Below are 23,191 nucleotides of genomic sequence, written 5' to 3'. Positions count from 1 at the left end.
GACGGCTCCCTCAGCGCCTGAAGACCTGGCTGCGCGACCAGCTACGCCAATCCAGACCTTGGCGGCGCAGAAGGCCGGGAAGCACCATGAGGCACACGGCGGCCGCGAGCAGCAGGCCCAGCAGCAGCATGGCGGTCTGCGTGGAGAACAGGCCCAGCACCAGCGGCTGCGTAGCGGCGTTGGTCGCGGGCGTCGCCGCCGACCGGCGCGCCTCGAAGAGCGAGAGCGAGACCTGGTCGTGCGTCAGGCCTTCGATGCTGTGCGCCACCATGTCCTTCACCGCCGGCGCGAGCAGGCGCAGGTCCACATCGGGCCGGTGCTTGATGAAGACCGCGGCCGACGAGGGCCGGATCTTCTCGGACAACGGGTCGTTGGCCAGAATGACCACGTGCACGCGCGCCGCCACCACGCCATCGACATTGCGCAGGGTCTGCGACAGCTCCTGCGAGACGGCGTAGATGTAGCGCATGCGCTCCTCGGAGGGCGTGGACACCAGGCCCTGCTTCTGGAACACCTCGCCCATGGTGGTGTAGCGCTCGGCCGGCAGGCCCTGCGTGCGCAGCACGTCGAGGGCCTGGCCCAGGCGGCCCTGCTCCACTTCGACCTGCCAGCTCGTGCCTTCGAGCTTGCTCTTGGCGGCGTCGATGCCCTCGCCCGACAGGGCGGCCACGATCTCGTTGGCCTCCTGCTCGTTGAGGTTGGAGTACAGCGGGACCTTGCAGCCGGCCAGCGCGAAGAGCAGCAGCAAGGCGGCCAGCCAGCGGATGCGGGCGATGAAGGCGATGGGCTTCACTGGCCGCCTCATTGCTGGTTCTTCAGCAGCGTGCCGAACAGGCTGGTCGCGGCGCTGGCCAGCCCGGTGGAGATGTGCATCTTGGCGAACATCATGTGCGCCTCCATCGCGTGGTCGGTCATCACGAACATGGTCTTGATCGGGTCCGACAGGTCGATGGACTCGAGCATGCTGTGGCGCATCTCCTCGTAGGAGCGCACGTTGCCCGAGAACTGCGCGGCCAGCGACTTGGCCGCATCGCCGATGGCGCTGGGGCCGGCCAGGGCCGGCGGCGGGGCCTGCACGCCCTGCATCATGTTGGCGAACATGCGGGTGTCGCCCGGATCGAAGCGGGAGCCGCTCGTGTTCTGTTGCTGCTGCTGCGCCGCGCCGGGCCCGGCGACTTCGGGCGGCGGCGCGCTCGCGGCGGCCGACGCGATGGGATCGGTCATGGTTCAGCTCCTGGTGAAAAGGGAAATGCCTGCACGCGGCCTTGCGGCCTCGTGCAGGCCTGGACCATCAGGACGACTTCGCCGACTGGCGGATGTCGTTGCCGGTGGACTTGGCCACTTCGCCGCCGGCGGCGCTGGCACCGTTCACCGTGTGGGCGGTCGAGGCCGCACCCTGGATGCTGGTCGATGCCGCCATGCTGGCGGACATCAGGCGCGCGTTGTCGGCCGCGGCCTGATTCATTTGCTGGATCGAGTTGTCGACAGAGCCTGCCATTTCATTTCTCCTGGTTGATGGGGAATCACTGCGGTTTGAAAGCCCCGTCCGGGTAGGACGAAGCCATTCCACGCGGCGCGCAGGGTCGCTGTCGCCGCATGAAATCGGGGCGCGGGCATCGGGTGCGTGGGTGGGCGCATCTCGTCACCTCGCAGGTTTGCCGTTGTTGGGCACGCCGCCGCTCAGGACCAGCCCGTCGGCGTCGATGCGCTTGAGTTCGGCGCCGGAGCGCAGCACCGAGCCCTCGTAGTAGCGATTGCCGTTGGACAGCTGGATGTGGCGCAGGCCGTTGCCGTCCTCGGTGATGCTCACCATGCGCGCTGGCAGCACGCTCTGCCAGCCTTGCCACTGCGCGCGCAGGTCGGCGTCCTTGTTGTCGGGCTGCGGCTTCTCGCGGTATTGAACCTTGTCGGAAACCAGCACGGCCGGATGCAGGTCCTCGCTCAGGCGCCGGATCTTCTGGCGCACCGAAGCATCCTCCACCGTGCCGCTCAGCACCAGCCGGCCCTGGCCCGTGTAGGTGACGGCCACGCCGGGATCGCCCACGTAGCGCCGCGCCTGCTCAACCATGTCCTCGGCCGAATGCACGTTGACGGCGACCTTGCCGCCGAAGGGCGCCACCGCACGCTGCAGCGTCTCGCGGCGCTGCTTCGACTCGACATAGCCCTTGACGCTGAACTGCCCGCCCGGCGCCGCGACCACCTCGACTTCCGGGAAGGGCGCGAGCGCCTTCTCCACCTCTGCCAGGTTCACGCGGCCCAGGCCGGCCGCGGATGCGCCGCGCTCGCCGCCCACCCACAGGGCCGCGAGGCCGAGCACGGCCAAGAGCGCCACGATGCCGCCGGCCCAGTAGCCCACGCGCGGCCCGCGGCGCTGCGGCGCCAGCGCGGCCGCCTGCGCCGCGGCCGCGGCATCGGGCGCGGCGGCGAACATGCGGTCCTCCTGCACGGCGGCCGGATAGCTGCGGTCGAGCTGGAAGTCGATCTGCCCCACGCTCACGATGTCGCCGGCCACCACGCTGCGGCGCGGCTGCTGCATCTCCTCGCCGTTGAGCCGGGCCGAGGCGGTGCCCAGGCGCTGCATGGAGACGACCAGCTCGCCGACGGTGAAGACGAGGTGGCGCGGCAGCACGTCGCCGCCCGGCAGCATCACCTCGCACTCGCCGCCCGAGCCGAGCACGTTGATGCCGGGCTTCAGCGCAATGGTGCGGCCCTTGACCGCGCCGCTCAGGAAGCGCAGGCACCAGCCGGCGTTGGGGGCCGGCGCGGGGTCGAAGGCGGGGTCTTCACGCATCGCCGTCACTCTCCGGGCGTCGCCGCCGTCGGCGTCGTCATCGACACGGGCGTGGTCTTGGGCGCCGGCGCGGGCGCGGGCGTCGAGATGGGCCCCAGCGGCAGCACCGGCGCCGAAGCCGCGGAGCCCGGCACCACCAGGCGCGGGGTCAGCAGGTAGAAGCGCTCCATGTTGATCTGCTTCTTGTCGCTGTACTTGAAGAGGTTGCCGACGCCCGGGATGTCTTTGAGCACCGGCACGCCGGTGGTCGCGTTGGTGCGCTCTTCCGACGAATAGCCGGCGATCAGCAGGCTCGCGCCCTCGTCCACCAGCGCCTGCGTATTGACGGTGCGGCGTCGCACGATCGGGATACGGTCCACGGCCTGGCTGCTGAGGTCGCCGTCCACGATGTCGATGGACATCATCACGCCGCGGCCGCTCTTCTCCTCGATGATCAGCGGCGTCACGCGCACCGCGGTGCCTGCGGTGATGCTGAAGAGGCCCGCGTCCTGGAAGCCGTCGACGCGCACGTAGAACTCGCTCAGGTTCTCGAGCACGGCCTCGGTGTTGTCCAGCGTCATCACCTTGGGCCGCGCGACGAAGTTGGCGTCGCCGTTGGTGGCCAGCGCCGTGACGCGGGCCAGCAGGTAGTTGCGCGCACTGTTGCCGATGGCGGCGGTGAGCATGCTGCCCAGCGGCGTCACCGGCTGGCCGCTGGCGTTGAAGCCGCCGATCTGGCCGGCCTCGGAGGTCGCGCTGTCCCAGGTCAGCGGGCCGCGATCGCCGCGGCCGGTCTGGAAGTCGCCGTGGCGGCCGTGCAGGCGCCAGTCGATGCCCAGGCTGCTCAGGGTGTCGGAGCTGATGTCCATGATCGTCACTTCGATCTCGATCAGCCGCGGGCGCACGTCCATCGATTCGATGAGGCGCTGGTACTGGCCCATGCGCTCGGGCGTGTCGCGCACCAGCACCGCGTTCATGCGGGTGTCGGCCTGGAACTGGGGCAGCTCGTTGCCGAAGGCGGCCGGCATGCTCGCGCCGCCTGCGTCTGCGCTCGCCGGCCCCACGCCCGGCATCTCGATCTTGGGCGCGTTGATCGACTCGCCGCTGCGCAGCTTGATCTGGCGGTTGGGTCCGACCGAGAAAGGCGCGCTGGGCCCGCGGCCGGCGCTGCTGCCGGGCGCGTTGCCGTTGCGGCCGTAGAGGCTGCGCAGCACGTTGGCCACGCCGGGGATGACGGTCTCTTTGCCCGAGCGGTTGATCTTGAAGTCGGCGGCCCAGGCGTACTTCAGCGGGAACAGCCGGATCTCCGCGCCATCGGCCAGCGCGCTGCGCTGGTCGGCGAGCTTGACCGCCTGGCGCACCATCTCGACATAGCGCTTGGGCCCGGTCACATGCACGCTGGCATCGCTCTCGCTGATCGACAGCGGATAGCGCTCGTCGGAGATGCGCAGGCGCACCAGCGTCTCGGCGATGCGGCTGGCGTTCTCGGGCGCAATCGGCAGCACGTCGCTGCGCGAGTCGGCCGCCAGGTCGATGTAGAGGAAGGCGCCGTCGTAGTACCAGGTCAGCCCGTTGACCGCACACACGCTGTTGAGGATGTGCTGCGCCGGCCCCGAGAACTTGCCGCTGATCACGCCGCTCACCTTCGGATCGATCACCGCCGTGATGTTCTGCGAGGAGGCGAGCTCGCGCAGGAAGTCGGGCATCGGCTTCTCGTTGGCGACGATCTGGAAGGGCCGGTTGCTGCTCCAGCGCAGCTCGGCCGCCGAAGCGGGCTGCGCGGCGGCGAGCAGCAGCGTGGCCAGGCCCAGCAGCAGCCAGGCATGCTGCCCGGCCCTGCGGGCCTTGCGTATGGGCATGACGACCATGGCCCAGCTCACGGCAATGAAGTGAGCGTGTGGAAGGCACGCTCGGCGAAGCGCATCACGTCGCGGCCCAGCCAGCCGGCGGTGGCGATGATGGCGACCATCACCGCGATCATCCGGATCGACTGGCCGATGCTCTGGTCCTGCACCTGCGTCACCGCCTGCAGCACCGCCACCACCAGCGCGGTGACGGTGGCCACCACCACCACCGGCAGCGAGATCCAGAGCACGAGCAGCAGGCCCTCGCGGGTGATGTCCAGGATGTTCTGCGGTGTCATGGGGCTGGTGGGTTCGCTCTGTGCGCAGGGGGCGGTTCATCGATCAATGGGCTTGCGGGTTGGTGACCCAGCCCACCGGCTGCAGGGCCACGTCTTCGTCGACTTCCTGATAGGACAGCACCGGAAGCTGGGGCGCGACCGGCTCGATCAGGGTCTTGACGTAGCGGCGCACGTCGGAAGACGCGATGGCCACCACGCGGTTGGCGGTCGAGCCGAGGATGCGGCGCACCTGCTCGCGGATGTCCTGCGTCACGGCCGGGCTCAGCAGCAGCAGGTTGCCGCGCGGCGAGCGCTCGACCGCGTTCTGCACGCGCTCGAGCAGGCTGGACTCGAAGAGGATGGCCTCGAGCTGGCGGCTCGGGCCCACGTAGCGGCTGGTGATGTAGCGGCCGAGGTGGATGCGCACCAGCTCGGTCAGCGCGATCGAGTCCTGCTCTTTGGGCGCCCAGATCGCCAGGCATTCGAAGATGGCGTGCAGGTTGCGGATCGGGATGCCCTCCTGCAGCAGCCGGCGCAGCACCTCGGCGATGCGCTGCGGCGAGGCCACGCGCGCCACCTCGGCCGCGAGCTCGGGCGCATCGCGCTGCACCGAATGCAGCAGGCGCTGCACTTCCTGCAGGCCGATCAGCTCGCGCACGTTGCGGCGCACCGCATGGTCGACGTGCAGGCCCACCACCTCCTCCGCCTCCCAGGTCCGCAGGCCGGGCTGCGCGCCCTGCACCCACACCACGCGCGCGAAGGGGCCGAAGGGTTCGGCCACCTGCGCGCCTGCGGGCGGCGTGGTGGCCTCGGCCGGGTCGAGCAACTGCCAGCCCGGCTGGAGCAAACCTTCGGATACCACCACGTCATGCACCAGCACCTGATAGCCGTGCTCGGGCAGGCCGGCCGCATGGGCCAGCTGCAGGCGCGGGAACACAGGGCCCAGGTCGGACTCGACGGCGGTCTTCACGCCGGCAAGCTGCTGGTCGAGCGCATGGCGGTCGACCGAGCCGCGCAGCGTGTCGGACAGCCGCACGGCCAGCGGCGAGGCGATTGCATGGCCGCTCTCGCCCTCCTCCTCGGCCACGCCTTCGCGGTGCGAGATCCAGCCCGGCGTGCGCCGCCGCTCGCGCACGCTGCGCATCGCGAAACCCAGGCCGATGATCACCGCCGCCAGCAGGCCGAACACCCACTTGGGAAAGCCCGGCACCACCAGGAAGCTGGCCACGGCGAGGCCCGCGATGATCAGCGCGCGCGGATGCGCCATCAGCTGCTCGCCGATCTGGCTGGCCAGCTGCGCATCGCGGCGCTCGCCACTCCCCACGCGGGTGATCACGATGCCGGCGGCGATCGAGACCAGCAGCGACGGGATCTGCGAGACCATGCCGTCGCCCACCGTGAGGATGGCGTAGCGCTGCAGCGCGCCGGAAAGCGTCATCTCGTGCATCAGCGTGCCGATGGCGATGCCCGCGAGGATGTTGACCAGCGCGATCACGATGCTCGCGATGGCGTCGCCCTTGACGAACTTCATCGCGCCGTCCATCGCGCCGTGCAGCTGGCATTCCTGCTCCAGCACCTGGCGCCGCTTCTGCGCCTGGGCCGAGGAGAGCACGCCGGCGCGCACGTCGGCATCGATGCTCATCTGCTTGCCCGGCATCGCGTCCAGCGCGAAGCGCGCCGCCACCTCGGCCACGCGCTCCGAGCCCTTGGCGATCACGATGAACTGGACGATGGCGATGATCAGGAAGACCACGCCGCCGACCACCACGTTGTTGCCGACGATCAGCTTGCCGAAGGTGTCGATGATGTGGCCGGCATTGGCCTGCAGCAGGATCAGCTTGGTGGAGGCGATGTTGAGCGCCAGCCGGAACAGCGTGGTGAAGAGCAGCAGCGAGGGAAAGGTGGAGAGCGACAGCGCCGAGGGCACGTACATCGCCACGATCAGCAGCACCAGGCTGATCGCCAGGTTGCTCGCGATCAGCAGGTCCAGGAGCGGCGTCGGCAGCGGAAGCACGAAGAGCGCCACCACCACCACCAGCAGGCCCGCGAGCAGCAGATCGTTGTAGCGGCCAGCGCTCGCGAACAGGTCGCGCAGGCTGCCGCGGTACGGCTGCAAGGATCGGGCGGGACTCGCCATGTTGTGTTGCTGTTGGAGTTTGCTGGCCTTGCGGACCGGCGCCACGCGCCGGCCTCGAACGTGAAAAAGATCACGTCGCGGCGCACTCTAAGTGGCAGCCTCTGTTTACGGCAACCACGAGTTCTCGTAGGAATCCGCACGCCTGTCGCATGGATGGCACTACGCATTTGCGTACTACCTGCGCCCGTTTGCTTTCGCTAAGCTGCGCCGCAATGCGACAGCGGCCCGCTGCCCGCGCGGAATGTGGACAGTGACAGGACCCAGCGATTTGTTCAACGAAAGCACGCATGCCCGCGCAGGCCGCTGAGCCGGTGACCGCGCTCGGCGAGGCGCGCGCGCTGCCGCGGGCCGAGCCTGCGAACGTGCGTGCGCTCAACCGCTTGTACGGCGCGGCGCCGCCGCGCGAGCTGGTGGCGCGCGACGTGCGCTATCGCCTCGCGTGGCGGCACGACGCGGGGCCGGTGCCTGCGGTGCGCGAGAGCTATCGATTCAAGCTCGGTGCGCACGCGGGCCACCTGGGGCTGGATGCACCGAGCCTTCAGGCGCTGCTGGGCGAGCGCCGCCTCGAGCTGCTGCCGCGCGAGCTGCGCTACATCCTGCTGGCCGATGCGCTGCATCCGGTGGCCGATGCGCTGGAGAAGGCGTTGCGCCTGCACTTCGAATGGCAGCCGCCGGAGGGCGGCGATGCCGTTGCGCCGACCTGCGATCCGGAACGCGCGGCCTTCTTCGTCGCCACCGCGGCCGAGGGCGGCGCGGTCTTGCGCGGCTTCGTCCAGTTCGACGATGGCGCGACGCTCGATGCCCTGGTGCCGGCCGATGCCGAGCGGCACGCGGTACGGCCGGGCGCCGCCTTCGATGCGCTGCGGCTACCCGTCCATTTCGTGATCGGCGGCACGCCGATCCAGCTGCGCGAGATCAACAGCATCCGCCCCGGCGACATCGTCGGCATCGAGCAATGGAGCTCCTCGGGCGCCGCGATCGTGGTCACGGCCGCGCTCGGCGGGCCGGCGGGCCGGCAGCTCACGGCCTTTGCCGAGGGCTCGCGCATCACCGTTCAGCAAACCAAAGACAGCGCCATGAAGCCAGACACTCCCGCCCCGACCGCCGCTGATGCCAGCGTCAACCTGCCGATCGACCGGCTCGATGCGCTGGAGGTCACGCTGCGCTTCGAGGTCGGCGAGCTGTCGCTGTCGCTCGGCGAATTGAAGAGCATCCGCGCCGGCCACGTGTTCGAGCTCGGCCAGCCGCTCAACCGCAGCCCGGTGCGCATCCTGGCGCACGGCAATGTGCTGGGCAAGGGCTACCTGGTGGCGGTGGGCGACCGGCTGGGGGTGCGCGTGTCGGAGTTCGCGCCCGGCGAAGTCTGAGCGGGCGGGCGGCAAAGATGCAGGGCGGACTCCCCGAACCCCTCACGCTGGTCGCGCTGATCGTCGCCTTCGGCGTCGCGCCCTTCGTGGCGCTGATGGTGACCAGCTACACCAAGCTGGTGATCGTCTTCGGCCTGCTGCGCACCGCGCTGGGCCTGCAGCAGACGCCCCCGAACATGGTGCTCAACGGCATCGCGATCATCCTGTCGGTCTACATCATGGCGCCGGTGGGCATGGACGTGGGCGATGCGCTGCGCAATCGAAACTTCGGCGCCAAGGGCGAGGGCCTCAACGACATCGTGGCGGTGATCGATGCGGCCAAGGCACCGCTCAAGGAGTTCTTGCAGAAGCACACGCACGAGCGGGAGCGGCAGTTCTTCCTGAAGTCGGCCTCCAACATCTGGCCGCAGGCGCGCGCCGAGCAGCTGCGTGCCGACGACTTCATGGTGCTGGTGCCGAGCTTCACGCTGAGCGAGCTGACGCGGGCCTTCCAGATCGGCTTCATCATCTACCTGGTGTTCGTGGTGGTGGACCTGATCGTCGCCACCGTGCTGCTCGCGCTGGGGATGTCGATGATTGCGCCGACGACGATTTCATTGCCGTTCAAGCTGTTGCTGTTCGTGATGCTGGATGGGTGGACGCGGCTGGTGCATGGGTTGGTGTTGTCGTATCGGTGAGCGGCTCGGCCCTAAGCAAGCACCACCGCCGTCGCCTCGACCTCGAACAGCATCCCATCCAGCGCCAGCCGCGGCACCGGCACCAGCGTGCACGCCGGCTTCGGCGCATCGCCCCAGACACGGTCGAGTTCCGCTCCGAGCACCTTCAGCCGCTCTTCGTTGTGGTCCACCACCAGCACCAGCAGCCGCGCCACATCCCCGGTCTCGGCTCCGACGGACGCGAGCGCGACACGCATGTTCGAGAGGGCCTGCCGCACCTGCGTTTCGAAATCGGGTGGCAGCTGCCCGTCCGTCGCCTCGCCGCCCTGCCCCGACACGAGCACGAACCGGTGTCCGGGCGGGACGTTCGCGAGGTGCGAGTAACCATTGGGGCCCGGGTCGTAGAGGCCGGCCGGGTTGAAGAGTTGAAAAGAGGTCATGCGTTTTCCATGATGAATTGAACATGTCGGGCCGAGAGGTGGTCGACCAGGCGATCGACGGCATGCTCGGCCTGCACCAGCGACTGTGCCAGCAGTTCGCCGCCGAACTCGTCGTACTCGACCGCGAGTTCGTGCACCTCCATGATGCCCATGTAGCCGAACACCGAGCGCACGCTGGCCTCCGTGTGGTTGAGATGCGCGATGCGCTCGCCCTCGCCGTAGCCAAAGTCGCCGCGCGAACCCAGCAGCACCAGGCGTTTGCCCGCATCGACCAGCAGCGGCCAGTACGGCACCTCGCCGCGCGCACGGTCGAAGCCGAAGGTGCGGCCCACGCGCACGATGTTGTCGATGTAGGCCTTGAACTGCGCGGGCACGCCGAAGTTGTACATCGGCACGCCCACCACGATCAGGTCGGCCGCGATCAGCTGGTCGACGAGACGATCGCTCTCGGCCAGGGCCTCGCCCATCCACGGCTCGCGTGCGTCCGGCGGCGTGAAGGCGGCGTGGATCCATGCGCCCGTGACGTGCGATGGCGGCCGGGCGCCGACGTCGAGGTAGTCGATGCGGTCCTGCGGGCGTGCCGCACGCCAGCGCTCGACGAAGCGCGCCGACAGCCGGCGCGTGTGGGAACCATGGGGGTCGATGCCGGAGCGGCCTGTCCGGGCGCTGGCGTCGATGTGCAAAAGCGTGCTCATGAAGAAGGCTTTCCTTGGAATCGATGGATGAACCTGGCTTGTGTGTCGTACCCTCGGGCGACACCCATGCCTGCATCGAATCTAGAGCTGCTTTCGTTGCGCCGCAAATGACGATTTCTCCTCGATGAATGAACTTAGCTCACCCATTCGGCCGCCTCGCCGGCTGCCGCCCCTGTCCGCGCTGCGGGCCTTCGAGGCCGCCGCGGCGCATGCCAGCTTTCAGCGCGCCGCAGCCGAGCTCTCGGTCACGCCCACCGCCATCAGTCACCAGGTGCGCGGCCTCGAAAGCACGCTGGGCCAGCCGCTGTTCCGGCGCCTGACGCGCCAGCTGGCGCTGACGCCCGCGGGCCTGCGGCTGTTCCATGCGCTGCGCGAAGGCTTCGACACGCTCGAAGCTGGCGTGCAGGCCTTGCGCGCGCGCGCCGAGGGCGAGACGGTCACGCTCACTGCCAACACCGCCTTCGTCGCCAAGTGGGTGCTGCCGCGCATCGCGGCCTTTCGCAGCGCCTGCCCCGGCATCGAGCTTCGGCTGCATGCGAGCGATACGCTGGTCGACCTGGCGCGCGGCGACGCGGACCTCGCGATCCGCTCCGGCCGGGGCGACTGGCCCGGCCTCGCGACGGCGGAGCTGATGGCCGAGCGCTATGCGCCCCTGTGCAGCCCCGCGCTGGGCCTGAAGCGCGCGCGGGACCTGCCGCAGCACCGCCTGATCCATTGCGACTGGCAGCCGAACGCGAGTGCGCCCGCGCGATGGCCGCGCTGGTTCGCGGAAGCAGGCCTGGCCATGCCGAAAGCCCGCTCGCGCGCGGCGGCCGCGGGCCTCAGCTTCTCGGACGAGACGCACGCGATGTTCGCCACGCTCGCGGGCCATGGCGTCGCATTGCTGAGCCTCACGCTCGCGGCCGAGGAGCTGCGCAGCGGCGCGCTGGTGCAGCCCTTCGGCCCGGCGCTCGACACCGGCCGCTATTTCCTGGCCACGGCCAGGGGCCGCGAGCGCGAGCCGGCGATAGGGGCCGTGTGGGCGTGGATCGCGGCGCAGGCCGGCCAAGCCTGAGCTTGAGCCGCCCGCGAGCTCAGAGCGAGACGAGCGTGTCGAAGCCGCCCCAGAACATGCGCTTGCCGTCGAAGGGCAAGGTCTTGGGGTCCATCATGTCGGCCAGGCGCGGATCGCCCATCACCTTGGCATTGACCTCGTCGCGGTGCGCGCGCGATTCGTACACGATGTACGAGAAGATGACGAGCTCGTCCTCCTTCAGGTTCACGGCCTGCGGGAAGGACGTCACCTCGCCGGGCTTCACATCGTCGGCCACGCACTCGCGGTACTCGAGGGCGCCGTGCTCGCGCCAGATCTTGCCCGCCTTGGTGGCCATCTCGCGGTACTGCTCGATGTTGCGCTTGGGGACCGGAAGAACATATCCGTCGATGTAAGCCATGCAGATCTCCTTGGGCTGGGTTGAAGGCAAACGGGGAAGGCAGTCAAGACAGCGTAGTGCGTGCCGGCACTATCGCAAGTGCCGGCACAGAAGCCCTGACGGCACCTCGCCCTTCCTCACCCTTGTGCGACATTCCTCGGAAATGTCCCCGCGGAAGGTGGACAAGCTTGTGGAAAACTGCGGGAGCAACTCCCCGAAGCCTTGTCCCACAAGGCTTGCCGCCGGATTGCCTGTTGAAGAAGCAGTGGGTTACAACCGAATGCAACAGGTACAACGAAGGGTTTACTTCTCGCGGAGCCAGGCCTCAGCGCAGGCCTCGAACAAGGGGATGCACTGGTCGACTTCGTCGTGCAGGAAGCGGCGCACACCTTCCCGCGCATGGCCGTCGAGGGCCAGCCAGGCCTCCCATAGGCGGCTGTCGGCAGGCGGCGGCGTCGCCTCCCAGACGAGCGCGACGATGGGCAGCGTCTCCGCTGGCGGCAGATCGGACCAGATGATCCCGAGTTTCGACAGCAGGCCCGGCTCTTCGCCGAGCTCGATGCCGGTGCGGACGTGGCCGTCCTCTTCGACGATCACCGGACTGAGGCCGCCGGAGAGGATGACGCTCAACAGCTCGGCGGGACCCGCATGGCGGATCCATTCGTCGGCGCGGCGTGCCAGCTGGGCGCCGAGATCGGCTTTGGTCAGTTGGGCGTGCACGGGGCCGTAGTCGCGCCGCGCCGCTTCGGGCGTTGCGTAGGCTTGGTTCAGCATCGAGCCAGTGTCCCCAAAGCAGACGCACTGTCTGCCAGCGAACACCTACGCGGGGGGCCTCCCGAGTCCGACCCGGCCCGGGTTCAGTCCGCGCCGCGCAACTGGGCGCGCAGCTTCGCGCCGATCTCGGGCCGCTCCAGGAAGGGATCGGCGGGGTTGGTGAGGGAGACGATGTTCTCCATGCGGCTCCTCACGTTGCCCAGCGCCTTGGGATGGCTGAACACGTAGAACTGGTTGGCGCTGATCGCTTCGAAGACCTGGTTCGCCACCTCGACGGCCGTGACCTTGCCGCTGCTGACCGCCTTGTTGCTCATGGCCTGGCCGATCAGCTGGCTTCGGGTGGGCTTGTCGGCCGCCAGCGCGCCGGGCCGGTTGCGCTCGCTGCTGGTGATGCCGGTGGGCACGAAGTACGGGCACAGCAGGCTCGCGCCGACCTGGTCGGTGATGAGCTTGAGGTCCTGGTAGAGGGTTTCGGTGAGGCTCACGACCGCCGCCTTGGCGGTGTTGTAGATGCCCATGTTGGGCGGCGTCAGCAGGCCTGCCATGCTGGCGGTGTTGACGATGTGGCCGCGCCAGGCCGGGTCTTTGGCGGCCGCCTCGAGCATCATCGGCGTGAACAGGCGCACGCCGTGGATCACGCCCCACAGGTCGACGCCGAGCACCCATTCCCAGTCGGCAACGGTGTTCTCCCAGACCAGCCCGCCGGAACCCACGCCGGCATTGTTGAAGACGAAATGCGGCGCGCCGAAGCGCTCCTTCACGTCTCTTGCAAGCTGTTCCATCTGGCCCGCGTCGGCCACGTCGACCTTGCGCGCCAGGACCTGGGCACCGGCCGCCTCCATCTCGGCGCGCGCCTCGTCCAGCGCGTCCTGCTGCACGTCGACCAGCACCAGGTTCATGCCGCGCGCGGCGCCGATGCGCGCGCATTCGAGGCCGAAGCCGGAGCCGGCGCCGGTGAGAACGGCGGTGGTGCCGTGGAAGTCCTGGATCATTGGGGGTCCTTGTTTGCGGAGGAAGACGACAACCAAAATTTTGGCTGTCCTTGCGCGACTTCTGCGTAACCTCTGCGACTGCTGCGTTCAGTCCCCGTCTTCACGTTCAGGCTTCGACCTTGCGCAAGGTGTACCCGATGCGCGGAAAGTGCACATGCACCGTGCCCGCCCGCGGGTCGGTGCGGCGCAGCGTGTAGTGCGTGCGGGTCGCGGCCATCAGTTCGCCTTCGGTCGGCTCGGGGCCGAAGCTCTCGGCAGCGACCGTGACGCGCGTGCCCAGCGGGATGCCGTGCTCGTCCTGGAAGGTGCTGTCGGACAGCAGCGTGTGCGGCGTGTTGGCGGCGGCCACCGCGAGGGCCTGGGCGGCGTCGAAGGTCTCCATCGTGCCGTGGCCGATGGCGGCCATGCGGTCCATCCAGTCGCTCACCGCCGGCGTGATCTGCAGGATGCCGGCCATCGAGGGCGTGCGCTTGCGGGTGAACCACAGCGCGTGGTAGCAGGCGAAGTCGGCCACGGTGGGATAGGCGCCGACCAGGTAGTCGGTGTCGTCGAGCATGTCGGACATGCGCCGCAGGTAGGACTTGTAGGCCGCCGCGGCGTCGCCGGGCCGGTGCCGCACCATGTTCACGCTCATGGCCTTGCGGTCCTCGCCGAAGGCCTTGGCGGCCTCGGGCGGCGCCTTGGCGAAGAGATCGGCGGTGCCCTTGCCGCTGATGCTGTAGGCCATCGAGGCCCAGAAGAGCGTGGTGTCGCCCCACTGGGCGACCACGCGCTCCAGGCCCTTGCCCGGCTCGGGGTACAGCGAGGGCAGCGGCGCCACGTGTTCCAGCACGTCGCAGATGAGCGAGGTGTCGCAGTAGATGTCGGCGCCGATCTGCAGCACCGGCGTGCGGCGGTAGCCGCCGGTGAGCGCGACGAGGTCGGGCTTGGGCGCGATCTGCGGAATGATCACGGACTTCCAGGCCAGCTTCTTGTAGCCGAGCACGAGGCGCAGCTTCTCGGAGAAGGGCGAGGTGGCGTAGTGGTGGAGGATCAGGTCAGGCATGGTTCTTCTTGCTTCCTTGCGGCGCTCACCGGGGCTGGGCGCGCGCGATGATGGAATCGAAATCGGTGCCGGCGCCCAGGGTGCCGAAGGCCTGGCCCCAGTCGCCGCCGAGGCGGGAGGCGCAGAAGGCGCCCGCGACCGCAGGCGGTGCGGTCTGCACCAGCACAGCGGCCTGCACGGCCAGCGCCACGTCCTGCGCGAGGCGGCGCGCCTCGGCCTCGGTGGCCATGGCCTCGATGCGCGCGGGCAGCGCGTCGGCCAGGCGGTCGAGCGCCGCATCGCTGCCGCGCGCCGGCTTCAGTTCCTGCGCCAGCGCGGCGACGGCATCGCCCTTGCGCAGGCCGCGCAGCAGGTCGAGCGCCATGATGTTGCCGGCGCCTTCCCAGATGGAGTTGAGCGGCATCTCGCGGTAGATGCGCGCCATCACGCCCTCGCCGCCCTCCTCCACGTAGCCGTTGCCGCCGAGGCATTCCATCGCCTCCTGCGCAAAGTGGCTGCCGCGCTTGCAGATCCAGAACTTGGCCACCGGTGTGAGCAGGCGCGCCATCAGGCGCTCGTGCGCGTCCTGCGGGCGGTCGAAGGCGCGCGCCAGGCGGATCGCCAGCGCGGTGGCCGCTTCGCTTTCGAGCGCGAGGTCGGCCAGCACGTTCTTCATCAGCGGCTGCAGGGCGAGCGGCTTGCCGAAGGCCTGCCGCTGGGACGTATGGTTCAGCGCGAGGCTGAGCGCCTGGCGCATCAGGCCGCTGGTGCCCAGGGCGCAGTCCAGGCGCGTCATGGTGCCCATCTCGAGGATCTGCGGGATGCCGCGGCCCTCCTCGCCCACCAGCCAGGCGCTGGCACCGTGGAACTCGACCTCGGAGCTGGCGTTGGCCTTGTTGCCCAGCTTGTCCTTCAGGCGCTGGATGCGGATGGCGTTGCGGCTGCCGTCGTCGAGCACGCGCGGCAGGAAGAAGCAGCTGAGGCCCGCGGGGGCCTGCGCCAGCACCAGGAAGGCATCGCACATCGGCGCGGAGAAGAACCACTTGTGGCCGGTGATCTCGTAGCGCTCGCCCCAGGCGTCGCTGCCGGCGCGCACGGCGCGGGTGGTGTTGGCCCGCACGTCGGAGCCGCCCTGCTTCTCGGTCATGCCCATGCCCATGGTCACGCCGGGCTTGTCGCGCCAGGGCTTCAGGGCTGGGTCGTACCAGAGGCTCGCGAGCTTGGCCCCCCAGTCGGCATGGATGGCCGCGTTGCCGCGCAGGGCGGGCGTGACGGCGTAGCTCATGGAGATGGGGCAGAGGATGGAGGGCTCGAGCTCGGTGAAGAGCATGAAGCCGGCGGCGCGCTGAACGTGGGGCGAAGCCGATTCGCCCGTCCACGGCGTGCCATGCAAGCCCGCCCCCACCGCTGCCTTCATCAGCACGTGGTAGCTCGGATGAAACTCCACTTCGTCGACGCGCCGCCCGAATCGATCGTGCGTGTGCAGCACCGGCGGATTCGTGTTCGCGAGCCGCGCATGGACCTGCATCTCGGCCGAGCCGAGCACGCCGCCCAGATGTTCGAGCGGCGAAAGCTGCAGCTGCGGCGCGTTGAACTTGAGCGCATCGCGCAACGGCCGGTTGGTCTCGAACAGGTTGTAGCCGGCCAGCGGCTCCGGCTGGTTGAAGACCTCGTGCGTTGCGTCCATCACGGCCTCCTTGCGCGAGTGAAGCCTAGATCAGCTTCACCAGTTGCTTGCCGAAATTCTTGCCCTTGAGCAGACCCAGGAAGGCCTCCGGCGCCGACTCGATGCCCTGCGCGACCGACTCGCGCGGCTTGAGCTTGCCGCTCGCGACCAGCTGGCCCAGCTCGGCCAGCGCCTCGGGCCAGACTTCCATGTGCTCGCTGACGATGAAGCCCTCGAGCTTGATCCGGTTGATGAGGAACAGCGCCGGGTTGGCCAGCGGCAGCGCCTGCCCGTCGTAGCCGGCAATCATGCCGCACAGCGCGATGCGCGCGAAGGCATTGGCACGCAGCAGCACGGCGTCGAAGATGTAGCCGCCGACGTTCTCGAAGTAGCCGTCGATGCCGTCGGGGCAGGCTTCCTTGAGGGCGGCGCTCATGCTCTTGACGTCGGGGTGCTGCCGGTAGTCGATGCAGGCATCGAAGCCCAGCTCGTCCTTCACGTACCTGCACTTGTCCGCGCCGCCCGCGATGCCGACCACCCGGCAGCCGCGCGCCTTGGCCAGCGCGCCGAAGGCGCTGCCCACGGCGCCGGCGGCGGCCGTGACCACGAGCGTCTCGCCGGCCTTCGGGGCGATGATCTTCACCAGCCCGTACCAGGCCGTCACGCCCGGCATGCCGACGGCGCCGAGGTAATGCGACAGCGGCACATGGGTGGTGTCCACCTTCTTCAGCGCGCCCGGCTGCGAGGCATCGACCACGCTGTATTCCTGCCAGCCGCCGAAGCCGACCACCTTGTCGCCGATGGCGTACTTGGGGTGCCGGCTCTCCACCACCTCGCCGGCGGTGCCGCCCTGCATCACCTGGCCGAGGGGCTGCGGCTGGGCATAGCTCTTGGCATCGTTCATGCGGCCGCGCATGTACGGGTCCAGGCTCATGTAGTGGTGGCGCACCAGGACCTGGTTGTCATTCAGCGGCGGCGTCTGCGCACTGACGAGCTTGAAGTTGGAGGCGACGGCTTCGCCCTCGGGGCGGTTGTCGAGCAGTTGCTGGCGATTGGTGGGCATGTCGGGTTTCTCTTAGTCGGTAGAAGGCGGACGCATGGCGTTAGCGCTGCCGGGGCCGGTGGGAAGGCGTCGCTTCACGTACTTGAAGGTGCCGGTGGCGTGGGCGCAGACGCGCTTCTGTTCATCGTAGATCGTGGCTTCGGTGAAGGCCAGCGTGGCGGTGCGGTGCATCAGCCGGCCTCGCGCATGCAGCGGGCCGACCGAGGGCCGCATGAAGCTGGTCTTCATCTCGATGGTGACCACGCCGAGCTCGGGCGTCTGGCTGCGCGCGGCGGCGGCCATGGTGATGTCCAGCAGCGTCATGCAGGCGCCGCCGTGGGTCACGTCGAAGGTGTTCAGGTGCTCGGGCTTCGCCGTGTAGTGGATCTCGGATTCGCCGCCCTCGAACTTCGTGAGCTCGAAGCCGAGGTGGCGCGCGAAGGGGATCTGGCTCGCGTAGGAGCGGATGTTGATGTCGTCGGACCCGGAGGCCATGTCAGGCCCCGAGCACCACGCTCACGCCGCCGTCCACGGCCAGCCACTGGCCGGTGATGTGCTTGCCGGCATCGCTCGCGTACAGCAGGGTGATGCCCTTGAGGTCTTCCTCGTCGCCCAGCCGGCCCAGCGGCGCATGCGAGGCCATTTTTTCCTCGCCGATGGACTTGATCAGCCCGGCCGCCATCTTGGTCATGAAGAAACCCGGGCAGATCGCGTTGACGTTGATGTTGTAGCGGCCCCATTCGGCCGCCAGCGTGTGCGTGAAGCCGATCACCGCGCTCTTGGAGGTGTTGTAGGCCAGGGTCTGCATCTCGGGCGGGTTGCCGTTCAGGCCCGCGATGGAGGCGATGTTGATGATGCGCCCGCTCTTCTTCGGGATCATGCAGCCGCGCGCGATCTGCTGCGCGAGGATGAAGTAGCCGCGGACGTTGAGGTTCATCACCTTGTCCCAGGCCTCCACCGGGTGGTCCTCGGCCGGCGCGCCCCAGCTGGCGCCCGCGTTGTTGACCAGGATGTCGACCGCGCCCATGCGCTCCAGGGTCTCGTCGGCGAGGCGCCGCGTGTCTTCTTCCTTCGAGCAGTCGGCGGCGATCCAGCGGGCGTCGATGCCGGCCGCCTGCAGCTCGGCCGCGGCCTGCTCCAGGTCCTCGGCCTTGCGCGAGTTCAGCATGATCTTGGCGCCGGCCTCGCCCAGCGCGTGGGCCATCTGCAGGCCCAGGCCGCGGGAGCCGCCGGTGACCAGGGCGGTCTTGCCGCTCAGGTCGAACAGTTTCTGGATGCTTCGTGCGCTCATGGTCTTGTCTCCGGGTTCAGGGGGTTCGCCATCGCGATGTGCTCGATCATGGCTTGAGCCTCGAGCGAACGTAGATGAGCACCACGCCGGCCACCGCCAGCAGCACGCCGGGCGTGGCCATCGACCAGCCCAGCGCCTCGTTGGCGCGGCCGGTCGCGATGCCGAGGATCAGCAGGAACAGACCCCCGTAGATCAGGATCCAGATCCATTTCTCGAGCCTGGCATGGGGCTTGGGAGGGGTGGTGGTCATCAGAAGGCTTCTTCGGGAAGGGTTGTGCAGGTCGGGTCGCGGCGCTCCACCACCTGGAGCCAGGCGCCGATTTTGGGCAACTCGTAGTGAAAGAAATAGTCGGTCGCGCCCACGCGCCCGGCCGTGGCCGGCAGGGCCTTGGAGGCATCGCCGCCCAAGGCATGCTCGGCGACGTCGAGCCAGATCCAGGCCAGCACCGTGTGGCCGAAGGCCTGCATGTAGGGCACGGCATTGGCCAGCGCGTCCTGCGGGTTGCCCGTGGCCCAGGCCGCGCGGGTGGCGCTGCCGATGCGCTGCAGGGCCTCGGCCAGCGCTTTGGCATGCGCGGCCAGCGAGGGCACGCGCGCGGCGCGGTCGATGGTGTCGGTGATGCGCGCGGCCAGCAGCTGCAGGCCGCGGCCGTCTTCCATCAGCACCTTGCGGCCCAGCAGGTCGGCGGCTTGGATGCCATGGGTGCCCTCGTGGATCATGTTCAGGCGGTTGTCGCGCCAGTACTGCTCCACCGGGAAGTCGCGCGTGTAGCCGTAGCCGCCATGCACCTGGATCGCAAGCGAGTTGGCCTCCAGGCACCACTCGCTGGGCCAGCTCTTGGCGATCGGCGTCAGCACCTCGAGCAGGAGGCGCGCGTCGTCGGCGGCCTGGGCGTCGGCGGTCTTCTGCTCGTCGACGAGGCGAGCGCAATACAGCTCCAGCGCCAGTGCGCCTTCGCAATAGGACTTCTGCGCCAGCAGCATGCGGCGCACGTCGGCGTGCTCGATGATGCGCACCTGCGGCTTCGCGGCGTCCTTGCCGGCCGGCCCCCCGGCGCTGGCGCCGGCTTTCTGTGCGTGCCGACCCTGGGGCCGATTCTTCGCGTAGTCCAGCGAGGCGTGGTAGCCGGCCATGCCCAGCATGGTGGCCGCGGTGCCCACGCCGATGCGGGCCTCGTTCATCATGTGGAACATGCAGTGCAGGCCCTTGCCGGGCTGGCCCACCAGGTAGCCCACCGCGCCGGGCTTGCCGTTGACCGGGAACTTGCCTTCGCCGAAGTTGAGCAGCGTGTTGGTGGTGCCGCGCCAGCCGAGCTTGTGGTTGAGGCCGGCGAGGGCTACATCGTTGCGCTCACCGGTGAGTTGCCCATCCGTGTCGACCATCTTCTTCGGCACGATGAACAGCGAGATGCCGCGCGTGCCTGGCACCAGCTTGCCGTTCTCGTCGGGGATCTTGGCCAGCACGATATGAACGATGTTCTCGGTCAGCTCATGGTCGCCGGCCGAGATCCACATCTTGTTGCCCGTGAGCCGGTAGCGTGGCCCCAGCGGATCGTCCTGGAAGTCCGGGCCGTCCGGCACCGCGCGGGTCGCCACATCGCTGAGGCTGGAGCCCGCCTGCGGCTCCGACAGGCACATGGTGCCCGCCCATCGCCCCGAAAACTCGTTCTTTGCGAACACCGCCTGCTGCATCGGCGTGCCGTGCACCATCAGCAGGTTGGCGTTGCCGCTGGTCAGCATGTTGGAGCCGATGCTGACCGAGGCCATGGCGAAGAAGCTGTTGGCCGCTGCCTGCAGGGTGTAGGGCAGCTGCATGCCGCCGATCTCGTAGTCCTGCGCGGCGCTCAGCATGCCCGATTCGACGAAGGCCTTGTGCGCATCGTGCGTGGCTTGCGGCAGGATCACCTTCTCGCCGTCGAAGTGCGGCTCCTGAGTGTCGACGGTGCGGTTGTGCGGCGCGTACTTCTCGCGCGCGATGCGCTCGCAGGTGTCGAGCACCGCATCGAAGGTCTCGCGCGAATGGTCGGCAAAGCGCTCCCGCTCGTTGAGCGACTCGGCGTGGAGCCAGTCGTAGAGCAGGAAGTCGAGGGTGGGGCGAAGGCTCATGGCGTGTCAGAGAACCTCGAACACCCCCGCCGCGCCCATCCCGCCGCCGATGCACATCGTCACCACGACCTTCTTCGCACCGCGACGCTTGCCCTCGATCAGCGCATGGCCGGTCAGGCGCTGGCCGCTCACGCCGTAGGGGTGGCCCACCGCGATGGCGCCGCCGTTGACGTTCAGGCGGTCGCCCGGGATGCCCAGCTTGTCGCGGCAGTAGATCACCTGCACGGCGAAGGCCTCGTTGAGCTCCCACAGGTCGATGTCGTCGATCTTCAGGCCCAGGCGCTTGAGCACCTTGGGGATCGCGAACACAGGGCCGATGCCCATCTCGTCGGGCTCGCAGCCTGCGACCGCGAAGCCGAGGAAGCGGCCCAGGGGCTTCAGGCCCTTCTTCTCGGCGTACTTCTCCTCCATCACCACGCAGGCGCCGCCGCCGTCGGAGAACTGGCTGGCGTTGCCGGCCGAGATCAGCCCGCCGGGAAGGGCCGGGCGGATGCCGCTGATGCCTTCCTTGGTGGTGCCGGCGCGGATGCCCTCGTCGTTCTCGACCGTGACCTCCTTGGTGCGCAGGCCCAGCACCGGGTCGGCCACGCCGGCCAGCACGGTGATCGGCGCAATCTCGTCCTTGAACAGGCCCTTCTCGAGCGCGGCCGCGGCCTTCTGCTGGCTGGCAGCGCCGTACTCGTCCATGGCGTCGCGCCCGATCTCGTAGCGCTTGGCCACCTGCTCGGCGGTCTGCAGCATGTTCCAGTAGATTTCGGGCTTGTGCTTGACCAGCCAGGGGTCGGCCAGCATGTGCTTGTTCATCTCGTTCTGCACGCAGGAGATGCTCTCCACGCCGCCCGCCACATAGACCTCGCCCTCGCCCGCCACGATGCGCTGCGCGGCGGTCGCGATGGTTTGCAGGCCCGAGGAGCAGAAGCGGTTGATGGTCATGCCCGAGGTGGTGATGGGCAGGCCGGCGCGCAGCGCGATCTGGCGCGCGATGTTGGCGCCGGTGGCGCCCTCGGGGTTGGCGCAGCCCATGATGACGTCGTCGACCTCCGCGGCCTCGATGCCGGCGCGCGCCACGGCGTGCTGCACGGCATGGCCGCCCAGGGTGGCGCCGTGCGTCATGTTGAAGGAGCCCTTCCAGCTCTTGGCGAGCGGCGTGCGGGCGGTGGAGACGATGACGGCGCGGGTCATGGTGAGGTCCTTTGAAGAAAGAAGAGGATTACTGGGGCTGCGCGGTGTTGCGCAGCAGCTGGTGATAGAAGCGGATCATCTCGACGTAGTTGGCGATCGAGATGCGCTCGTTGGTGCCGTGGAAGCGCGACAGGTCCTCGGGGCGCGCGCGCACCGGCGAGAAGCGGTAGATGCTGTCGGCCACATCGACGAAATGCCGGGAATCCGATGCGGCGATGTACAGGCCGGGCACGACGATCACATCCGGAAAGGCTTGCCGCACCGCCGCCTGCAGCGCACGGTAGCTGGCGCTCTCGCTGGACGTGACCGGCGTCGGTTCCGCGTTGCCCGGATAGGGCTTGATCGTGATCGCATCGTTGGCAATGGTCTTGCGAATATGCGCCTCCACCGATGCCAGCGTGTCACCCGGCAGGATGCGGAAGTTGACGGCGGCCTCGGCGCGCCCCGGCAGCACGTTGTCCTTGTTGCCCGCGCGCACGATGGTCAGCGCGGTCGTCGTGCGCAGCATGGCGTTGGTGCTCGCGCCCTGCTCCAGCTGGCGCTGTACCAGCGGTCCGAAGAGCCAGAGGTTTGAGAGCGCCACCCGGTTGAGGCCATTCATTTCCGGCGCGATCGTCGCGAACATGTCCGCGGCCACGCCCGTGATGGACGCGGGCATCGGATTCGCCTCGAGCCGCGCGAGCGCCGCGCTCATCGTGCCGATGGCCGTCTTGTTCGGCGGCATCGAGGAATGGCCGGGCGCCTGGTCCAGCGAGAGGAAGAAGGTGCCGTAGCCCTTCTCCGCCATGCCGATCAGCGCGGCCGGCTTGTTCAGGCCCGGCAGCACCCCGTCGGTGACCACCAGGCCCTCGTCGAGCACCCACTCGAGCCGCACGCCCCGCGACTTCAGCAGCTCGGCGATCGGCTTGGCGCCGCGCAGGCCGCTGACTTCCTCGTCGGCGCCTGAAATGAGATAGATGGTCTGCCGCGGCTGGAAGCCTTGGGCCACCAGCATCTCGATGGCCTCCATCTGGGCCAGCAGGTTGCCCTTGTTGTCCCAGGTGCCGCGGCCCCAGACGAAGCCGTCCTTGATCTGGCCGCTGAAGGGATCGGCCGCCCAGGCTTTCTCGGTGCCCGGCGCGATGGGGACCACGTCCTGGTGCGCCATCAGCGCGATGGGCTTGGCGGAAGGATCGCTGCCGGTCCAGGTGTAGAGCAGCGCGTTGTCGCCGAGCACCTCTTTCTTGAGCGTGGCATGCAGCTTGGGAAACTGCTGCGCCAGGTAGGCGTGGAGCTTCTTGAACTCTTCGCCGCCGGACTGCAGCCCTTCCATGCCCGAGACGGTGCGGATCGGGATTGCGCCCGCCAGCCGGTCGGCCGCCGCCTTCTCGTCGACCTCCACCTGCTGCGCCGGCGACACCTGCAGCTGCAGCGAGGCCCGGCGCCAGGTATTGCCCGCGATCACCACCGCCAGCACGACCACGGCCAGCAGCAGCGTCCACAACACCCGTTTGACCATGGCCTGCCCTCGCCCGC

Annotated in this window: 23 protein-coding genes and 1 pseudogene; 3 read left to right on the top strand and 21 right to left on the bottom strand. The window is 68.9% G+C overall.

Annotated features, from left to right (window positions below; translation table 11 throughout):
• Positions 1 to 10: 10 nt before the first annotated feature.
• The 7 genes from sctJ to sctV all read right to left on the bottom strand — a co-directional run bounded on the left by sctJ (position 11) and on the right by sctV (position 7,029).
• Positions 11 to 793 (bottom strand): type III secretion inner membrane ring lipoprotein SctJ, encoded by a 783-nt coding sequence (gene sctJ, locus GXN78_RS27120; protein WP_239142941.1) that lies wholly within the window; start codon positions 791 to 793, stop codon positions 11 to 13.
• An 8-nt stretch (positions 794 to 801) separates the two neighbouring features.
• A complete protein-coding gene (locus tag GXN78_RS27115; protein WP_106558156.1) occupies positions 802 to 1,224 on the bottom strand; it encodes a hypothetical protein in 423 nt (140 codons plus the stop codon).
• A 67-nt stretch (positions 1,225 to 1,291) separates the two neighbouring features.
• A complete protein-coding gene (locus GXN78_RS27110; RefSeq protein WP_068672726.1) occupies positions 1,292 to 1,498 on the bottom strand; it encodes a hypothetical protein in 207 nt (68 codons plus the stop codon).
• Between the two features lie 144 nt (positions 1,499 to 1,642).
• Complete coding sequence (locus GXN78_RS27105) at positions 1,643 to 2,791, bottom strand: FHA domain-containing protein (RefSeq protein ID WP_106558155.1); 1,149 nt, start codon at positions 2,789 to 2,791, stop codon at positions 1,643 to 1,645.
• Between the two features lie 5 nt (positions 2,792 to 2,796).
• Positions 2,797 to 4,638: a type III secretion system outer membrane ring subunit SctC gene (gene sctC, locus GXN78_RS27100; protein WP_106558171.1), complete on the bottom strand. Its 1,842-nt coding sequence runs from the start codon at positions 4,636 to 4,638 to the stop codon at positions 2,797 to 2,799.
• A gap of 8 nt (positions 4,639 to 4,646) precedes the next feature.
• Entirely contained in the window at positions 4,647 to 4,913 is a 267-nt protein-coding gene (gene sctS, locus GXN78_RS27095; RefSeq protein ID WP_068672733.1) for a type III secretion system export apparatus subunit SctS, read from the bottom strand.
• A gap of 43 nt (positions 4,914 to 4,956) precedes the next feature.
• Positions 4,957 to 7,029: a type III secretion system export apparatus subunit SctV gene (sctV, locus tag GXN78_RS27090; RefSeq protein ID WP_106558170.1), complete on the bottom strand. Its 2,073-nt coding sequence runs from the start codon at positions 7,027 to 7,029 to the stop codon at positions 4,957 to 4,959.
• Positions 7,030 to 7,316: 287 nt separating this feature from the next.
• Between sctV and sctQ the strand changes: the two genes are divergently transcribed.
• A complete protein-coding gene (gene sctQ / locus GXN78_RS27085; protein WP_106558154.1) occupies positions 7,317 to 8,396 on the top strand; it encodes a type III secretion system cytoplasmic ring protein SctQ in 1,080 nt (359 codons plus the stop codon).
• A 17-nt stretch (positions 8,397 to 8,413) separates the two neighbouring features.
• The gene (gene sctR / locus GXN78_RS27080) at positions 8,414 to 9,073 is read left to right on the top strand and encodes a type III secretion system export apparatus subunit SctR (RefSeq protein ID WP_106558153.1); all 660 of its coding nucleotides are present in this window, start codon (positions 8,414 to 8,416) and stop codon (positions 9,071 to 9,073) included.
• Between the two features lie 11 nt (positions 9,074 to 9,084).
• Here the strand turns inward: sctR and GXN78_RS27075 are convergent, their stop codons facing one another.
• A complete protein-coding gene (locus tag GXN78_RS27075) occupies positions 9,085 to 9,492 on the bottom strand; it encodes a RidA family protein (RefSeq protein ID WP_106558152.1) in 408 nt (135 codons plus the stop codon).
• Positions 9,489 to 10,187 carry an NAD(P)H-dependent oxidoreductase gene (locus GXN78_RS27070; protein ID WP_106558151.1) on the bottom strand — a complete coding sequence of 233 codons (699 nt, stop codon included), beginning with the start codon at positions 10,185 to 10,187 and terminating at the stop codon, positions 9,489 to 9,491. Before GXN78_RS27070 ends, GXN78_RS27075 begins: the two co-directional genes overlap by 4 nt.
• Before the next feature lie 124 nt (positions 10,188 to 10,311).
• Between GXN78_RS27070 and GXN78_RS27065 the strand changes: the two genes are divergently transcribed.
• Complete coding sequence (locus tag GXN78_RS27065; protein ID WP_106558150.1) at positions 10,312 to 11,241, top strand: LysR substrate-binding domain-containing protein; 930 nt, start codon at positions 10,312 to 10,314, stop codon at positions 11,239 to 11,241.
• 19 nt (positions 11,242 to 11,260) lie between these two features.
• Here the strand turns inward: GXN78_RS27065 and GXN78_RS27060 are convergent, their stop codons facing one another.
• The 12 genes and pseudogenes from GXN78_RS27060 to GXN78_RS27005 all read right to left on the bottom strand — a co-directional run.
• Positions 11,261 to 11,620, bottom strand: a complete 360-nt coding sequence (locus GXN78_RS27060) for a DUF1428 domain-containing protein (RefSeq protein WP_106558149.1) — start codon at positions 11,618 to 11,620, stop codon at positions 11,261 to 11,263.
• A 282-nt stretch (positions 11,621 to 11,902) separates the two neighbouring features.
• Positions 11,903 to 12,373: a hypothetical protein gene (locus GXN78_RS27055; RefSeq protein WP_106558148.1), complete on the bottom strand. Its 471-nt coding sequence runs from the start codon at positions 12,371 to 12,373 to the stop codon at positions 11,903 to 11,905.
• An 83-nt stretch (positions 12,374 to 12,456) separates the two neighbouring features.
• Positions 12,457 to 13,365, bottom strand: coding sequence for an SDR family oxidoreductase (locus GXN78_RS27050; protein WP_106558147.1), 909 nt, complete (start codon positions 13,363 to 13,365; stop codon positions 12,457 to 12,459).
• Between the two features lie 106 nt (positions 13,366 to 13,471).
• Complete coding sequence (locus GXN78_RS27045; RefSeq protein WP_106558146.1) at positions 13,472 to 14,410, bottom strand: glutathione S-transferase family protein; 939 nt, start codon at positions 14,408 to 14,410, stop codon at positions 13,472 to 13,474.
• Positions 14,411 to 14,435: 25 nt separating this feature from the next.
• The gene (locus tag GXN78_RS27040; RefSeq protein WP_106558145.1) at positions 14,436 to 16,076 is read right to left on the bottom strand and encodes an isovaleryl-CoA dehydrogenase; all 1,641 of its coding nucleotides are present in this window, start codon (positions 16,074 to 16,076) and stop codon (positions 14,436 to 14,438) included.
• Positions 16,077 to 16,101: 25 nt separating this feature from the next.
• Complete coding sequence (locus GXN78_RS27035) at positions 16,102 to 17,118, bottom strand: NADP-dependent oxidoreductase (RefSeq protein WP_106558144.1); 1,017 nt, start codon at positions 17,116 to 17,118, stop codon at positions 16,102 to 16,104.
• A 12-nt stretch (positions 17,119 to 17,130) separates the two neighbouring features.
• The gene (locus tag GXN78_RS27030; protein WP_106558143.1) at positions 17,131 to 17,592 is read right to left on the bottom strand and encodes a PaaI family thioesterase; all 462 of its coding nucleotides are present in this window, start codon (positions 17,590 to 17,592) and stop codon (positions 17,131 to 17,133) included.
• A 1-nt stretch (position 17,593) separates the two neighbouring features.
• A complete protein-coding gene (locus GXN78_RS27025; protein WP_106558142.1) occupies positions 17,594 to 18,388 on the bottom strand; it encodes an SDR family oxidoreductase in 795 nt (264 codons plus the stop codon).
• A gap of 46 nt (positions 18,389 to 18,434) precedes the next feature.
• Complete coding sequence (locus GXN78_RS27020) at positions 18,435 to 18,638, bottom strand: hypothetical protein (protein WP_106558141.1); 204 nt, start codon at positions 18,636 to 18,638, stop codon at positions 18,435 to 18,437.
• A complete protein-coding gene (locus GXN78_RS27015) occupies positions 18,638 to 20,494 on the bottom strand; it encodes an acyl-CoA dehydrogenase (RefSeq protein WP_106558140.1) in 1,857 nt (618 codons plus the stop codon). Before GXN78_RS27015 ends, GXN78_RS27020 begins: the two co-directional genes overlap by 1 nt.
• 6 nt (positions 20,495 to 20,500) lie before the next feature.
• Positions 20,501 to 21,676 (bottom strand): acetyl-CoA C-acyltransferase, encoded by a 1,176-nt coding sequence (locus GXN78_RS27010; protein ID WP_106558139.1) that lies wholly within the window; start codon positions 21,674 to 21,676, stop codon positions 20,501 to 20,503.
• Positions 21,677 to 21,704: 28 nt separating this feature from the next.
• Positions 21,705 to 23,189, bottom strand: a pseudogene (locus GXN78_RS27005) (M20 family peptidase); the annotation flags it as partial.
• Positions 23,190 to 23,191 lie beyond the last annotated feature (2 nt).

This window comes from Variovorax sp. WS11 (assembly GCF_010499245.1).
Classification (GTDB): Bacteria; Pseudomonadota; Gammaproteobacteria; order Burkholderiales; family Burkholderiaceae_C; genus Variovorax.
The sequence above is the reverse complement of the archived record's forward strand: the minus strand, read 5'-3'. Positions and strand labels throughout refer to the sequence as shown.

Coding starts and splice junctions, on each gene's coding strand:
- GXN78_RS27055 (WP_106558148.1), bottom strand. CDS start 12,373: ATGCTGAACCAAGCCTACGCAACGCCCGAAGCGGCGCGGCGCGACTAC.
- sctC (WP_106558171.1), bottom strand. CDS start 4,638: ATGGTCGTCATGCCCATACGCAAGGCCCGCAGGGCCGGGCAGCATGCC.
- GXN78_RS27105 (WP_106558155.1), bottom strand. CDS start 2,791: ATGCGTGAAGACCCCGCCTTCGACCCCGCGCCGGCCCCCAACGCCGGC.
- GXN78_RS27110 (WP_068672726.1), bottom strand. CDS start 1,498: ATGGCAGGCTCTGTCGACAACTCGATCCAGCAAATGAATCAGGCCGCG.
- sctR (WP_106558153.1), top strand. CDS start 8,414: ATGCAGGGCGGACTCCCCGAACCCCTCACGCTGGTCGCGCTGATCGTC.
- GXN78_RS27025 (WP_106558142.1), bottom strand. CDS start 18,388: ATGAGCGCACGAAGCATCCAGAAACTGTTCGACCTGAGCGGCAAGACC.
- GXN78_RS27060 (WP_106558149.1), bottom strand. CDS start 11,620: ATGGCTTACATCGACGGATATGTTCTTCCGGTCCCCAAGCGCAACATC.
- GXN78_RS27070 (WP_106558151.1), bottom strand. CDS start 10,187: ATGAGCACGCTTTTGCACATCGACGCCAGCGCCCGGACAGGCCGCTCC.
- GXN78_RS27065 (WP_106558150.1), top strand. CDS start 10,312: ATGAATGAACTTAGCTCACCCATTCGGCCGCCTCGCCGGCTGCCGCCC.
- GXN78_RS27030 (WP_106558143.1), bottom strand. CDS start 17,592: ATGGCCTCCGGGTCCGACGACATCAACATCCGCTCCTACGCGAGCCAG.
- GXN78_RS27045 (WP_106558146.1), bottom strand. CDS start 14,410: ATGCCTGACCTGATCCTCCACCACTACGCCACCTCGCCCTTCTCCGAG.
- GXN78_RS27010 (WP_106558139.1), bottom strand. CDS start 21,676: ATGACCCGCGCCGTCATCGTCTCCACCGCCCGCACGCCGCTCGCCAAG.
- sctQ (WP_106558154.1), top strand. CDS start 7,317: ATGCCCGCGCAGGCCGCTGAGCCGGTGACCGCGCTCGGCGAGGCGCGC.
- GXN78_RS27115 (WP_106558156.1), bottom strand. CDS start 1,224: ATGACCGATCCCATCGCGTCGGCCGCCGCGAGCGCGCCGCCGCCCGAA.
- sctV (WP_106558170.1), bottom strand. CDS start 7,029: ATGGCGAGTCCCGCCCGATCCTTGCAGCCGTACCGCGGCAGCCTGCGC.
- GXN78_RS27050 (WP_106558147.1), bottom strand. CDS start 13,365: ATGATCCAGGACTTCCACGGCACCACCGCCGTTCTCACCGGCGCCGGC.
- GXN78_RS27075 (WP_106558152.1), bottom strand. CDS start 9,492: ATGACCTCTTTTCAACTCTTCAACCCGGCCGGCCTCTACGACCCGGGC.
- GXN78_RS27040 (WP_106558145.1), bottom strand. CDS start 16,076: ATGGACGCAACGCACGAGGTCTTCAACCAGCCGGAGCCGCTGGCCGGC.
- GXN78_RS27020 (WP_106558141.1), bottom strand. CDS start 18,638: ATGACCACCACCCCTCCCAAGCCCCATGCCAGGCTCGAGAAATGGATC.
- GXN78_RS27035 (WP_106558144.1), bottom strand. CDS start 17,118: ATGCCCACCAATCGCCAGCAACTGCTCGACAACCGCCCCGAGGGCGAA.
- sctS (WP_068672733.1), bottom strand. CDS start 4,913: ATGACACCGCAGAACATCCTGGACATCACCCGCGAGGGCCTGCTGCTC.
- GXN78_RS27015 (WP_106558140.1), bottom strand. CDS start 20,494: ATGAGCCTTCGCCCCACCCTCGACTTCCTGCTCTACGACTGGCTCCAC.